General features: G+C 46.9%; 14 protein-coding genes. 10 read left to right on the top strand and 4 right to left on the bottom strand.

Going from position 1 to position 13482, the window contains the following annotated elements; genetic code table 11:
* Positions 1-32: 32 nt before the first annotated feature.
* The 9 genes from DK430_RS04740 (at position 33) to DK430_RS04780 (ending at position 8160) form a co-directional block, all read left to right on the top strand.
* Positions 33-461 carry an HI_0559 family membrane protein gene (locus DK430_RS04740; protein WP_109077960.1) on the top strand — a complete coding sequence of 143 codons (429 nt, stop codon included), beginning with the start codon at positions 33-35 and terminating at the stop codon, positions 459-461.
* Between the two features lie 39 nt (positions 462-500).
* Entirely contained in the window at positions 501-1310 is an 810-nt protein-coding gene (cysQ, locus tag DK430_RS04745) for a 3'(2'),5'-bisphosphate nucleotidase CysQ (protein ID WP_109077961.1), read from the top strand.
* An 81-nt stretch (positions 1311-1391) separates the two neighbouring features.
* A complete protein-coding gene (gene zwf, locus DK430_RS04750) occupies positions 1392-2876 on the top strand; it encodes a glucose-6-phosphate dehydrogenase (protein ID WP_109077962.1) in 1485 nt (494 codons plus the stop codon).
* Between the two features lie 144 nt (positions 2877-3020).
* Positions 3021-3719: a 6-phosphogluconolactonase gene (pgl, locus tag DK430_RS04755; protein ID WP_109077963.1), complete on the top strand. Its 699-nt coding sequence runs from the start codon at positions 3021-3023 to the stop codon at positions 3717-3719.
* An 8-nt stretch (positions 3720-3727) separates the two neighbouring features.
* Entirely contained in the window at positions 3728-4807 is a 1080-nt protein-coding gene (locus DK430_RS04760; protein WP_109077964.1) for a DUF1176 domain-containing protein, read from the top strand.
* A gap of 68 nt (positions 4808-4875) precedes the next feature.
* Positions 4876-5577 (top strand): aspartate/glutamate racemase family protein, encoded by a 702-nt coding sequence (locus DK430_RS04765; RefSeq protein WP_109077965.1) that lies wholly within the window; start codon positions 4876-4878, stop codon positions 5575-5577.
* Between the two features lie 103 nt (positions 5578-5680).
* Positions 5681-6256: a hypothetical protein gene (locus DK430_RS04770; protein WP_109077966.1), complete on the top strand. Its 576-nt coding sequence runs from the start codon at positions 5681-5683 to the stop codon at positions 6254-6256.
* A 49-nt stretch (positions 6257-6305) separates the two neighbouring features.
* Complete coding sequence (gene gnd, locus DK430_RS04775) at positions 6306-7760, top strand: decarboxylating NADP(+)-dependent phosphogluconate dehydrogenase (protein WP_109077967.1); 1455 nt, start codon at positions 6306-6308, stop codon at positions 7758-7760.
* Positions 7761-7839: 79 nt separating this feature from the next.
* Entirely contained in the window at positions 7840-8160 is a 321-nt protein-coding gene (locus DK430_RS04780) for a DUF4298 domain-containing protein (protein ID WP_109077968.1), read from the top strand.
* Between the two features lie 66 nt (positions 8161-8226).
* Here the strand turns inward: DK430_RS04780 and DK430_RS04785 are convergent, their stop codons facing one another.
* The 3 genes from DK430_RS04785 to DK430_RS04795 form a co-directional block, all read right to left on the bottom strand.
* On the bottom strand, positions 8227-8538 hold the full coding sequence (locus DK430_RS04785) for a helix-hairpin-helix domain-containing protein (RefSeq protein ID WP_109077969.1): 312 nt from the start codon (positions 8536-8538) through the stop codon (positions 8227-8229).
* A 78-nt stretch (positions 8539-8616) separates the two neighbouring features.
* Entirely contained in the window at positions 8617-9531 is a 915-nt protein-coding gene (gene murQ / locus DK430_RS04790) for an N-acetylmuramic acid 6-phosphate etherase (protein ID WP_109077970.1), read from the bottom strand.
* Positions 9528-10658, bottom strand: a complete 1131-nt coding sequence (locus DK430_RS04795) for an anhydro-N-acetylmuramic acid kinase (RefSeq protein WP_109077971.1) — start codon at positions 10656-10658, stop codon at positions 9528-9530. Before DK430_RS04795 ends, murQ begins: the two co-directional genes overlap by 4 nt.
* 84 nt (positions 10659-10742) lie before the next feature.
* Between DK430_RS04795 and glmU the strand changes: the two genes are divergently transcribed.
* Positions 10743-12113 (top strand): bifunctional UDP-N-acetylglucosamine diphosphorylase/glucosamine-1-phosphate N-acetyltransferase GlmU, encoded by a 1371-nt coding sequence (gene glmU / locus DK430_RS04800; protein ID WP_109077972.1) that lies wholly within the window; start codon positions 10743-10745, stop codon positions 12111-12113.
* A gap of 124 nt (positions 12114-12237) precedes the next feature.
* Here the strand turns inward: glmU and DK430_RS04805 are convergent, their stop codons facing one another.
* Positions 12238-13365, bottom strand: coding sequence for a transferrin-binding protein-like solute binding protein (locus DK430_RS04805; RefSeq protein WP_109077973.1), 1128 nt, complete (start codon positions 13363-13365; stop codon positions 12238-12240).
* Between the last annotated feature and the right edge of the window lie 117 nt (positions 13366-13482).

Here is a 13482-nt window from a genome sequence, read left to right on the forward strand (position 1 = left end):
TTGGATCGCCTATTTTTTTACTCGGGAACCCTATGTCGTTAAAATATCCTTATATTAAAACATTGGTTTTATTTCCTCTGCTTGCTCAAATTATCGGCACCATCGTCAGCATTTGTGTGGATGACAATGCAGACGGCGTATTTAGCACTGCCGATTTGGTTTTGTTTAGTCTGTTATCGACTTTTCTCGTGGCAACTGTGCCCGCTTTTCTCATTGCTTTGTGGACAAAAATTTATCGCTATACGCGCTATAACATGGTGGCGATTGTGTTAATCTCGCTGATTATCGCTTTTTGTTATGGCAACATAGTGAGCTTTATCTACATGACGCTCTCTCAGCCGAACATGACGTTTGGCATTTGGCTGCGTGGCGGTGGTATTGATATGGCGTTTTTACTGAGTTTCGGTATGGCGTTGTATTCGGTTCTCGTCTTGCCCTTGCTGTTACCGAAAACCAGATAAAAACGGCGAACTACGATTGCGAACATAGGAGGGAAAACTATGCCAATCCTCACGACCCATTTATTGCAGGATGTAATAGATATCGCCCAACAGGCGGGTGAGCATTTACGTCGCTTTTATCAACGTTCGGTGGCGGTTCAAATCAAAGAGGACAACACACCGGTGACCGAGGCGGATTTATTCGTCAGCCAATTTTTAACGGAAAAACTGACCGCACTTACACCGCAGATTCCCATTTTATCGGAAGAAAATTGCCACATTCCCCTTGCCGAGCGGCAGGCGTGGCAGTCTTATTGGTTAATTGATCCCCTCGACGGCACACAGCAATTTATTAATCGCACAGACCAATTTGCCGTGTTAATCAGCTTAGTAAAAAATCACCAGCCTGTGTTGGGGGTGATTCATGCACCGATGTCAGGCTGCACCTACTATGCTATGCAAGGCTTCGGTGCCTATAAACACCATGACGGGCAGCACCTCAAACTCACTTTCCGCGATATCGATCCCGACAGTGCCTTACGCATCGCCGTGGGATCCGCCTCGGCGGCAGAAAAAGTGCGGTCGATTTTAAACAAGAATTTAGCCTACGAATTTCATATTTGCGGTTCCAGCGGGCTGAAAAGCACCTTGGTGGCGGACGGCGTGTGTGATTGTTACATTCGTTTAGGTTGTACCGGCGAATGGGACACTGCCGCTGCTGAAATTTTACTGGCGGAAATGGGCGGAATTATATTTGACCTGAATTATCAACCGCTTACCTATAATAAACGGGAATCTTTCGTGAATCCGAATTTTGTCATGGGCATTACGCAGGATTTCCCGTGGGATAAAATCTTTCACTCCGATTAATTAGAGCGATTGGAAAAGCGGGATAATTTTACCTATTATACGAAGCATTTATTCAACATATAACATCAACGTGGTAACAAAATGAAAGCAGAAAATTGTTGTATTGTGATCTTTGGCGCCTCCGGCGACCTGACCTATCGTAAACTTATCCCGGCTTTATATAATCTCTATAAAATTGATCGACTGGGCGAAGATTTCTCCGTGCTGGGCGTGGCGCGTACCGAACTGAACGATGAATCTTTCCGTGAAAAAATGCGTCAAACGCTCATTCAAAACGAGGGCGCGGAAGGTGAATGTTTGGAGCAGTTTTGCAGCCACTTGTATTATCAGGCGGTGAATACGGCGGACAAAGCCGACTACGCCAAACTCATCCCGCGCCTTGATGAACTGCACGAAACCTATCGCACCGAAGGCAACACTTTATATTATCTCTCCACGCCGCCGAGTTTGTACGGCGTGATTCCTGAATGTTTGGCAGAGCAGGGCTTGAATAAAGAAGACCACGGCTGGAAACGCCTGATTGTGGAAAAACCGTTCGGTTATGACCGCAAAACCGCTGAAGCCTTAGACATTCAAATTCACCGCTTCTTTGAAGAACATCAAATCTATCGTATTGACCACTATCTCGGCAAAGAAACCGTTCAAAACCTACTCGTATTGCGTTTCTCCAACGGTTGGTTTGAACCGCTGTGGAACCGTAATTTCATTGATTACATTGAAATTACCGGTGCGGAATCTATCGGCGTAGAAGAGCGTGGAGGCTACTACGACGGTTCCGGCGCCATGCGTGATATGTTCCAAAATCATTTGTTGCAAGTGCTTGCCATGGTGGCGATGGAACCGCCAGCGATTATTAACGCTAACTCCATGCGTGACGAAGTGGCGAAAGTGCTGCATTGTTTGCGCCCACTGACACAGGAAGATGTGGAGCATAATCTGGTGCTGGGGCAATATGTCGCCGGCGAAGTGGATGGCAAAATGGTGAAAGGCTATCTGGAAGAAAAAGGTGTGCCGCCGTATTCTACCACGGAAACCTACATGGCGTTGCGTTGCGAAATTGAAAACTGGCGTTGGGCGGGCGTGCCGTTTTATGTGCGTACCGGTAAACGCTTGCCGGCACGCGTCACCGAAATCGTAATTCACTTCAAAACCACACCGCACCCGGTGTTTAGCCAAAATGCGCCTGAAAACAAACTGATTATTCGCATTCAACCGGACGAAGGCATTTCCATGCGTTTCGGCTTGAAAAAACCGGGTGCAGGTTTTGAGGCGAAAGAAGTCTCCATGGATTTCCGCTATGCCGATTTAGCCGGTGCTACCGTCATGACCGCTTATGAGCGTTTGCTGCTCGACGCGATGAAAGGCGACGCCACTTTATTCGCCCGTACCGACGCCGTGCACGCCGCATGGAAGTTCGTGCAACCGATTCTGGATTACAAAGCGCAAGGCGGCAGAATCTATGATTATGAAGCCGGCACTTGGGGACCGACGGCAGCCGATAAACTCATTGCCAAAAGCGGCCGCGTATGGCGTCGCCCGAGTGGTTTGATGAAGAAAAAAGTGTAGTTGGCAAACCTAGGGTAGGTATACCCTAGGTTAGTCATCATTCTACCCCGCTGGGGTAGCGCATTTATTCCCCCTATTCCCCAAAGGGGAATCACTATAACTAACCGTGGGTATACTTACCCACGGCATAACAACGGAATAGCCATGAACACCATCACCTTCCCCACCGCCCAACACGCGGTCGAAAAAATCGCCCAAGAATTCGTGATTTACAGCCAAGTCAATCACCCGGTACACATTTCCCTTTCCGGCGGTTCTACCCCGAAATTATTGTTTAAAACCCTTGCGCAAGCGCCTTATGCCACAGCAATTAACTGGAATAATCTGCATTTCTGGTGGGGCGATGATCGCATGGTTCCGCCGTCCGATCCGGAAAGCAATTACGGCGAAGTGCAAAAATTATTGTTCGATCACATTCAAATTCCTGCGGAAAATATTCATCGAATTCGCGGCGAAAACGAACCGCACTTGGAGCTTAAACGCTTTGAGGAAGAATTAAGTGCGGTCATTTCTGACGGCGTTTTTGATTGGATCATTCTCGGCATGGGGGGCGACGGTCACACGGCTTCCCTTTTCCCACATCAAACCAACTTTGATGATGAAAACCTTGCTGTCATCGCCAAACACCCTGAAAGCGGGCAAATCCGCATTTCCAAAACCGCAAAATTAATCGAACAAGCGAAACGTATTACCTATTTAGTCACCGGCGAAGGCAAAGCGGAAATCTTAAAAGAAATCCAAACCACACCGGCAGAAAACCTGCCCTATCCCGCAGCGAAAATTCACGCGAAAAATGGCGTGACGGAGTGGTATTTGGATAAAGCAGCAGCGGGATTGTTATAAGGAATCACATGAAAAAATTTTTATTGTTCACCTTGTTGCCTATGGCAACTTTTGCTACGCCGATTAAAGGCTTTGAAGCCAACTATCAAGATTGGGATTTGGTTTGTGATAATACGGGCACTTGCCGTATGGCGGGCTATCAAAATGAGGAAAAGGATGAGGCACTCCCTGTATCTCTTTTATTTACTCGTTTGGCTGGTGAAAATGCTTCCGTTTCAGGCGAGCTTTATATTTTGCCGATAGGGGAAAATGAAGAAGATGTTAAAGCAGGCGAAAATATTGAAATTTGGCTAAATGGGAAATCATTAGGAACGATCACACATCTTTCCGATGAGAATCCCGATAAACTGACACCCACTCAAACCAAGGCGTTACTGAACGGGCTGAAAAAATCAAGCGAGATCCGCGTTACCTATGGCAAAAACTCTCGCCCGCTATCCGATAAAGGCGCTATGGCGGCTATGCTTAAAATGGATGAATTCCAACAGCGATTAAACACGCCGTCGGCACTGATTCGCCAAGGTGAAAGCAAAAAAGCGGTGTTAGCACCGCAAAAAGTGCCGACGATTCAAGCAGTGAAAGTGCCAAATCAAAAAGAAACGAGGATTGAACGGGGTTCGGCACAGTTTGATAACCTGTTGGCGTTATTACGCCAAGCAAATGGCACTGATGAAAGTAAGGATAATTATTGCTATGGTTTGGAATCCAATAAAGAGTATCCGACTACAGAAGCAATCACGATTTATCCTCTCACGCAAGGTAAAGTGCTTGCTGAAGCGCTTTGTTATGGTGGCGCCTATCAATACACGAATTTCTATGCAGTGCTAGATGATAAACTCACTAAAGTCGATCAAGTGCTTGCTAATCAATATAACGTCGCAGGTTACGATAAAAAATCGGGCTATGCCTATGTGGCGGGCGAATTTAAAGCGCGTGGCTTAGGCGATTGTTGGGTTTCAGAAGAAGCTGTGTGGAATGGCAAAATCTTCTTACACAGCGGCAAAGGCAGCAGTGGTAGCTGCAAAGGCTTTGGTGGCGGTGCTTGGGGGCAGCTCCCAATTTTTAGCACGAACATTGTGACAAAATAAGGTGAATGTGGCGATTTGTAAAATGACCGAAAAAATGACCGCACTTTTGGAGCACATGGGAGATTGAAATGAAAACATTAGGTATTCTCGGCGGAATGAGTCCGGAAAGCACAGCGACTTATTACACTGAAATAAATCGTTTAGTCAACCAACAAAAAGGCGGTAATGTTTCAGCACTCATTGTGATGTTCAGTGTGGAATTTGAAGAAATCGTGCAATGCCAAAAGCAAAGTGAGTGGCAAAAAGCGGGTGAGATTTTGGCGCAAGCGGGCAAAAAATTAGAAACGATTGGTGCGCAGGGCATTGTGCTTGCGACCAATACCATGCATAAAGTCGCGCCGCAAATTGAAAAGGCGATTTCTATTCCGTTTCTCCATATTTTAGATGCCACGGCGAATGCCATTAAAGCGCAAGGGTTTCATAAAGTCGCTTTATTAGGCACAAAATTCACCATGAGCGATAATTTTTATCGCGATGGTTTAGTGGCGCGCGGTATTATGCCAATTGTGCCGAATGAGGAAACTCAAAATGAAATTCATCGCATTATTTTTGATGAACTTTGTGTGGGAAAATGCCTGCCGCAATCAAAAGCGTTTTATTTAGAGACGATAGAATCCTTAAAACAACAAGGTGCCGAGGGCGTGATTTTAGGTTGTACGGAAATCGGTTTATTAGTGAATCAAACCGATTCTCCGTTACCGTTTTTTGATACCGCCAAATTGCATTCGCAAATGGCGGCAGAATTTGTTTTGGACGTAAAAAACACTTAGAAAAACGACCGCACTTTTGGGTTTTTGATAGCGCACGCTTCATAGCGTGTGCTTGTAGATAAAGGCACACGTTGGGAAACGTGCGCTATCAGAGGTGATAGTAATGTCAAATTTTATAAAATTAATACAGGAATATAATGAGATAATTCCTACTATAATAACAGCAGTAGGCGGGATATATGGACTATTTAAAAGCGCTTCAAATTTCACTCAAAATGCCGCAATAAAGAAGTTAGAGTTATTTAAAAAATATTTTTCAAAAGAAGAGATCAGTAAACTAGATCAAGAGTCTAAACTAATTCAATCACTTACATGTAATGTATTTCCTTGTTTTGCTGGAATTACCTATAAAGAGGTAAAGAAATTAGTGAAAGCTAATATTGATCATAATTTCCTTATATTTTTTGAGCTATATCAGAAAAAGCTGGTAAATATAGATGCAAAATTGACATCAGAAGGTAAAAAGAAGATAGAGAAAATAAAACTAAAGAAATATTCTTTTATTGGTCTTTTTGTATTGTGGTGTATAGCTATTATTATATTTCTATCGTCTTACTTCCCTTTGCCATTAAATATTAGTGGTTGGTTTATTTTAGGTATAGGAGTAGGTATTCCAGAAATTTTTTTGTTAAATTATCTTGAGTTAAGAAAAAATTTAGAAACGTTTAATAAACCTTAAAAAGATCATAATCGGTGGGATTATCCCACCCTACCAACAGGAGAAAAACATGTCAGTAAAAGGCGACATCGGTGTTATCGGCTTAGCCGTGATGGGGCAGAACCTCATTTTAAATATGAACGACCACGGCTTTAAAGTGGTGGCGTTTAACCGTACCACGTCCAAAGTGGATGAATTTTTGGAAGGCCCGGCGAAAGGCACGAACATTATCGGCGCGTATTCTTTAGAAGATTTGGCGAACAAATTGGAAAAACCGCGTAAAGTGATGTTGATGGTGCGCGCGGGTGACGTGGTGGATCAATTTATCGACGCATTACTTCCGCACTTGGAAGAAGGCGACATCATCATCGACGGTGGTAACTCCAACTATCCGGACACCAACCGTCGTGTGGCGGCGTTACGCGAAAAAGGCATTCGTTTCATCGGTACCGGCGTTTCAGGCGGTGAAGAAGGGGCGCGCCACGGGCCATCCATTATGCCGGGCGGTAACGAAGAAGCATGGCAATATGTGAAACCTGTGCTACAAGCCATTTCCGCCAAAACCGAACAAGGCGAACCTTGCTGTGACTGGGTGGGTAAAGACGGCGCAGGCCATTTCGTGAAAATGGTGCATAATGGTATCGAATACGGCGATATGCAATTAATTTGCGAAGCCTACCAATTCTTAAAAGAAGGCGTGGGTTTGTCTGATGACGAATTACAAGCCACTTTCAACGAATGGCGCAACACCGAATTAGACAGCTACTTAATCGACATCACTGCGGATATTTTGGGCTACAAAGATGCGGACGGCGCACGTTTAGTGGATAAAATCTTAGACACAGCCGGTCAAAAAGGGACAGGTAAATGGACAGGTATCAACGCATTGGATTTCGGTATTCCGTTGACACTCATCACCGAATCCGTATTCGCCCGTTGCGTATCTGCCTTTAAAGATCAACGCGTTGCGGCAAGTCAATTGTTCAACAAAACCATCGGCAAGGTGGAAGGCGATAAAAAAGTCTGGATTGAAGCGGTGCGTAAAGCGTTATTGGCATCTAAAATCATCTCTTATGCACAAGGCTTTATGTTGATTCGTGAAGCGTCCGAAAACTTCAACTGGAACATCAATTACGGCAACACCGCGTTGTTGTGGCGAGAAGGTTGTATCATCCGCAGCCGTTTCTTAGGCAACATCCGCGATGCCTATGAAGCGAATCCGGACTTGATTTTCTTAGGTTCCGACAGCTACTTCAAAGGCATCTTAGAAAACGCCATGGGCGACTGGCGCAAAGTGGTAGCGAAATCCATCGAAGTGGGTATTCCAATGCCTTGCATGGCGTCAGCAATCACCTTCTTGGACGGCTACACCTCAGCCCGCTTGCCGGCAAACTTGTTGCAAGCGCAACGTGACTATTTCGGCGCACACACTTACGAACGCACCGACAAACCGCGTGGTGAATTCTTCCACACCAACTGGACAGGTCGCGGCGGTAATACGGCTTCAACCACTTATGATGTGTAGTCTGTAAAAACACCCTGTAAATCGACCGCACTTTTTGAGCGAAAGTGCGGTTATTTTTTCCCTTATTTTGGAGGAAAGCATGCTATCTCAAGAACGATTAAATCAACTCACCAAAATGGAAAGCATCTTGAATGAATCCAATGATTTTCTAGCTGAAGCAGAACAATTCCTAGAAAAATGGCAGGCGTTTTTGCCGAAGATGAAACAGCTTGAACATTATTATTTTGATGGCAACTGGCGTGAAGATTTTGAGGCTTATGAACAAGGCGAGGTGCCAAAAAATGTAGCCTGCGGTGTGTTATCTGAAGATTTAGTCTTTAACGCCAGCGTCGGACAACAAAGCCTTGCGATTGAATATCTCAAAGTGATTACTGCAATTTTAGATCAGCAAAATCGCTAAGCATGTTTGGTACCTTTATTGTTTGCTCTAATCAAACATCACAAAAACAGCGTGGAGAGATTCTGATTATTCATCACTTAACCGAATACGTCCATGACGCAGGTAAGTCTTACGCTGTTCAGTAAACGCCCACCAAGGCTTAGCCTCGTTTCCTTGCATAAAGTCGGTTAAGGAGAGAAATACGTCAATCATACAAGGATCGTGCTGCGTTCCGGTTAATTCACAGAGCTCATAATACATGGCATAAGCATCACGTCCCGTCAAATCCTGTGGCTTGTTAATCCCGAGTTTTCGCAGGTCATCTGCAACCGCTTTACCGACATTCGGTAAATCCGTCAGTTGCGATAATTTGTCCCGATTGACTTTGGTTGGATTCATTTTACTATCTCCCATCGGTTATGATTTGCTGACGCACCATCAGAAGTGAAAAAGTGCGGTCGTTTTTCCCGACGTTTTTCACCCCGCCAGCGCTGCCTGCAATCTTCCCTGATTCCGTGCCAAAACCGCTTCCGCCTGTGCTTTATCCAACCCGCTTAACAACATCATGATCGCCAGTTTGGCGTTGCCGTCGGTGGTGTGCAGGGTGTGTTCGGCGGTGGTGGCGTCGCAGTCGGTGGCTTGCATGACAATGCGGATGGCGCGGGCTTTGAGTTTTTGGTTGGTGGCTTGCACGTCCACCATCAGGTTTTGGTAGCATTTGCCGAGGCGAATCATGGCGGCGGTGGTGAGCATATTCAGCACCATTTTTTGCGCCGTACCGGATTTTAAGCGGCTGGAGCCGGTGAGGGCTTCCGGCCCGACCGCGGTGGTGATGGCGATGTCTGCGATGTCGCTCATGGGCGCATTCGGGTTACTGACTAAGGACACCGTCGTCGCGCCGAGTTGTTTGGCGTAGTTCAAGCCGCCGATCACATAAGGCGTGCGACCGCTGGCGGCGATTCCCACCAACACGTCTTTAGCGCAGAAATGAATATTGCGTAAATCCTGTTCGCCTGCCTCAATATTGTCTTCCGCCCCTTCCACGGCGTTGCGCAATGCCGTTTCGCCGCCGGCGATTAAGCCCACCACCATGCCGGATGGCACACCAAAGGTCGGCGGACATTCGGAGGCGTCCAGCACGCCAAGGCGACCGCTGGTGCCGGCACCCATATAAACCAAGCGTCCGCCCGCCTGAAATGCCGCTACAATGCGTTCCACCGCCTGCGCAATGTGCGGCAGATTTTCTTCCACCGCCAACGCCACCCGTTTGTCTTCGTTATTTAATAAGGTCACGATGTCCAACGGCGACAGGGAATCAATATGCAAGGTGTTCGGATTGCGTTGTTCGCTTAACATTTTTGCGAGGCTGTTTAATAGATTCTGTTCGCTCATGAGATTTTCTCCGCAGGAAAAATAGCGCCCAAACTGACCGCACTTTGGGCGCCGGTCACGCTTGGCAAATTGGAAGGCAGGTTATTAATGCGACGATAGGCAAGCCAAGCAAAGGCGGCGGCTTCCACATAATCGATGTCTAACCCCGCATCGTTGGTCGGAAGGCATTGCCATTGCGGCAGTAACGCTTGTAAACGTTCCATCAGCAAGCCGTTTTTCGCCCCGCCGCCGCACACCAACAAACGGCGTGGTAGTTCGGTTTTAAGCTGATTTAAGGCAAGGACAATGCTTTGTGCAGTGAATTCCAGCAAGGTGGCTTGCACGTCTTGCGGCGGAATGTCGCCTAAAAGTGCGGTGGTTTTTTTCAGTGTTTTTTCAAGCCACGCAAGATTGAACAATTCGCGCCCCGTACTTTTCGGCGGCGGCAGTTGGAAGTAAGGCTCCTTCAGCATTTCCGCCAGTAATTCCGACCGCACTTTGCCGCTGCGCGCCCATTGCCCGTCGGCGTCATAAGGTTTACCCAGATGGCGCTCGATCCAGCCGTCCATTAAGGCGTTGCCCGTGCCGGTGTCGTAGCCGATAATCGGCTGATTGGGAAACAGCACGGAAATATTGCTGATGCCGCCGATGTTCAGCACCACTGTCGCCCAACGTTCATCATAAAACAGCGCTTGATGAAACGCGGGCACCAGCGGTGCGCCTTGCCCGCCGAATGCCATGTCCTTACGTCGAAAATCGCCCACCACGTCAATGCCGGTGCGTGCGGCAAGCAGATTCATGTCGCCTAATTGCATGGTGAACGGGAAATCGCCCTGTGGCGCGTGCCACACGGTTTGTCCGTGGCAGCCGATGGCGCGGATGTGTTGCGGTTGAAGGTGATGGGTGGCGAGGAAACGATTAACGGCGTCGGCGTATAACAAGCTCAAACGGTGATCCAGTTCGCCCAGTCGTTGCAATGTGGTGCTGCCTTGAGAAACTAATTGCAATAAATCTTGTCGTAAATCCGACGGCATAGGCGTAAATTGACCTGCGATAAATTGCGGTGGTTCGGTGAATGCCATCAGGGCGATGTCCACGCCGTCCAAACTGGTGCCGGACATGATGCCGAGATAATATTCCTGTTGCATATTGCGGCTTATCCTTAACTTAACTCGAAATTGCAAGAATGATATACTAGCGCGCAATTTTTAGCGAACAAAAGAGACATTTTTATGACAACTCAAGCACTCAGCGTAGTAATTCTGGCTGCCGGCAAAGGCACCCGTATGTATTCCGATTTACCGAAAGTGTTGCACCCTATCGCGGGCAAACCGATGGTGAAACATGTGATCGACACCGCCAAACAGCTTGGCGCGCGCAATATTCATTTGGTTTACGGACACGGCGGCGATTTAATGCAACAACGCTTGGCAGGCGAGCCGGTGAACTGGGTGTTGCAAACGGAACAGCTCGGCACGGGGCACGCTATGCAACAGGCGGCACCGTTTTTCGCCGATGGTGAAAACATTTTGATGGTGTATGGCGATGGACCGATGATTACACCTGAAACTTTGCAAAAGTTGATTAATGCCAAACCGGAAAACGGTGTTGCAGTATTGACGGTAGTATTGGATAACCCGACAGGATATGGTCGAATTTTACGTGAAAATGGTAAGGTTGTTGGAATTGTGGAGCAAAAAGACGCCTCACCGGAGCAGCAGGAAATTCGGGAGATTAATACGGGGGTTTTGGTTGCCGACGGTGCGGGTTTTAAAAAATGGCTTGCTCAATTAGATAACAATAATGCGCAGGGTGAATATTACATTACGGATGTAATTGGTTTGGCAAATCGTGACGGATGTTCGGTCGTTGCTGTGCAAGCAACAGATTTTATGGAAGTTGAAGGCATTAATAATCGCCAACAATTAGCGCGTATGGAACGTTATTTCCAACGTAAACAAGCGGATAAACTGATGTTAGCCGGTGTGATGTTGTTAGACCCTGAACGTTTTGACTTGCGTGGCGAACTGACTCACGGCAAAGATGTAGAAATTGATGTGAATGTGATTTTAAACGGCAAAGTGCGGTTGGGAAATCGGGTGAAAATCGGTGCCGGTTGCGTGCTGACCAACTGCGACATCGGTGATGACGTAGAAATTAAGCCTTATTCTGTGCTGGAGGATGCCTCCGTCGGCGCCAACGCCGCTATCGGGCCGTTCTCCCGCTTACGCCCGGGGGCAGAACTCGCCGAAAACACCCATGTGGGCAACTTCGTGGAAATCAAAAAAGCGCACATCGGCAAAGGCTCAAAAGTGAACCACTTAACCTATGTGGGCGATGCGGAAATCGGCAAAGATTGTAACATCGGTGCAGGCGTCATCACCTGCAACTACGACGGCGCCAACAAATTCAAAACCACCATCGGCGACAACGTGTTCGTCGGTTCCGACAGCCAACTTGTCGCCCCGGTCACTATCGAAAGCGGCGCCACCATCGGCGCAGGCTCCACCATCCGCTATGACGTCAAACGCGACGAACTGGTCACCACCCGCGTCCCGCAAAAACACGTTCAAGGCTGGGAAAGACCGACAAAGAAGAAATAAGTTGTTGAATTAATTTGAAAGATAAAGAGCAACATGGCTAGGCTGTGTTGCTCTTTTTGATAGACGAAGTGCGGTGGGTTTTAAAAACGTTTTTTAAATCCACCGCACTTTTTATTACCGTATCTTATTTCTCGGTTTTCTTGGCACTGAACGTGCCTACGTACTTATCATGATCGTTATACACGCCCGCCATTTCCGCCGCATTCGGACCAAAAAATCCGCCGTTGACGGAAAACACATCCTCGAGGTTTAGCGTCGGATCTCGCTCGGTGGCAAACTTGTTGCCGCTGATTTTGGCGGTAAACTGATTACTCAACAAGTTTCCGTTGACGGTTTTTTCACCAAAATTAACCAAAAACGTGTTTTTATGATCGACATATTCGGCAGTGCCGTTCGTCGGCATATCTAGGGTTTCGAAACCTTGGACAAAATAAATATGTTTAGGTAAGTTAGGATCATAACCTACCGAACTTAAACTATCTCTATCGATTTCGCAGTTTATATCGCCCGCAGCACAAGGTTTGTTTGTGGGATAGGTATAAGCGCCGGTAACAGCATACTGCAAATCGGTATTCAACTCTTTAGTGATGATCACTCTGCCATGCTCATTTTTCTCTTGTGTTTCGATTGTTCCTCCTATTTTTGCGCCCTCAGGGAGCATATCAATCTTTTGTCCATCGACCACCAATGTGTACAGATTATCGGTTTTTTCCGTTTTCATATAGGTGGCTTCTAAGGGATCGATATAAGGCGGCATTTCTCTAAGACGGGGCTCCATATATTGCCGTGAAAACCCGGTGATTTCCTTAGCGATATTTTCCGTCGGTTTTGCAGGCTCGGCAGGCTTAACTTGTTCGCTCGGTTTTTCCGGCAGATTATTCGCGGTGTTATCGGTTGGTTTTTCTGATGGGTTATTTGCGGGGTTATCAGTTGGTTTTTCCGGCGGATTACTTGCGGTGTTATCAGTCGGTTTATCTGTTGGATTTTCAGCAGGCTTGTCTGTCGGAACATCAACCACCGGCGGTTTTGCAGGTTCTTTTTGTGGCTCGGTTACCTTGCCCTGTGTCATGTTCTCCTGATTCGCTTGGGTGTTACCTGTTCCGTTGTCTTGCGGTTTTACGGTTTGTTCTGCCTGAGTGGCAGATTGAGGCGGTGTAGGATTGGCAGCTGGCGTTGATTTGTTCCCTGAGCAGGCGGACAAAATTAAAGCGGTAAGTACAATCGGACAGCTACGTACAAATATTGATGACATAAAAACTCTCCTTTTGAAAATAGATTGGGAATTGTGGTGTAAATGCTGATTTCTCAGCAGAAATATTATAGCACTTTGTATAATTAATAACCGTTTTAGGTGGGCTTTTTAGAGGGA

The organism is Aggregatibacter kilianii (assembly GCF_003129965.1).
Taxonomy (GTDB): domain Bacteria; phylum Pseudomonadota; class Gammaproteobacteria; order Enterobacterales; family Pasteurellaceae; genus Aggregatibacter; species Aggregatibacter kilianii_A.

What these genes read in the sequence shown, in the direction of transcription:
- DK430_RS04740 (WP_109077960.1), top strand. Translation starts at nt 33, where the DNA reads ATGTCGTTAAAATATCCTTATATTAAAACATTGGTTTTATTTCCTCTG.
- cysQ (WP_109077961.1), top strand. Translation starts at nt 501, where the DNA reads ATGCCAATCCTCACGACCCATTTATTGCAGGATGTAATAGATATCGCC.
- zwf (WP_109077962.1), top strand. Translation starts at nt 1,392, where the DNA reads ATGAAAGCAGAAAATTGTTGTATTGTGATCTTTGGCGCCTCCGGCGAC.
- pgl (WP_109077963.1), top strand. Translation starts at nt 3,021, where the DNA reads ATGAACACCATCACCTTCCCCACCGCCCAACACGCGGTCGAAAAAATC.
- DK430_RS04760 (WP_109077964.1), top strand. Translation starts at nt 3,728, where the DNA reads ATGAAAAAATTTTTATTGTTCACCTTGTTGCCTATGGCAACTTTTGCT.
- DK430_RS04765 (WP_109077965.1), top strand. Translation starts at nt 4,876, where the DNA reads ATGAAAACATTAGGTATTCTCGGCGGAATGAGTCCGGAAAGCACAGCG.
- DK430_RS04770 (WP_109077966.1), top strand. Translation starts at nt 5,681, where the DNA reads ATGTCAAATTTTATAAAATTAATACAGGAATATAATGAGATAATTCCT.
- gnd (WP_109077967.1), top strand. Translation starts at nt 6,306, where the DNA reads ATGTCAGTAAAAGGCGACATCGGTGTTATCGGCTTAGCCGTGATGGGG.
- DK430_RS04780 (WP_109077968.1), top strand. Translation starts at nt 7,840, where the DNA reads ATGCTATCTCAAGAACGATTAAATCAACTCACCAAAATGGAAAGCATC.
- DK430_RS04785 (WP_109077969.1), bottom strand. Translation starts at nt 8,538, where the DNA reads ATGAATCCAACCAAAGTCAATCGGGACAAATTATCGCAACTGACGGAT.
- murQ (WP_109077970.1), bottom strand. Translation starts at nt 9,531, where the DNA reads ATGAGCGAACAGAATCTATTAAACAGCCTCGCAAAAATGTTAAGCGAA.
- DK430_RS04795 (WP_109077971.1), bottom strand. Translation starts at nt 10,658, where the DNA reads ATGCAACAGGAATATTATCTCGGCATCATGTCCGGCACCAGTTTGGAC.
- glmU (WP_109077972.1), top strand. Translation starts at nt 10,743, where the DNA reads ATGACAACTCAAGCACTCAGCGTAGTAATTCTGGCTGCCGGCAAAGGC.
- DK430_RS04805 (WP_109077973.1), bottom strand. Translation starts at nt 13,365, where the DNA reads ATGTCATCAATATTTGTACGTAGCTGTCCGATTGTACTTACCGCTTTA.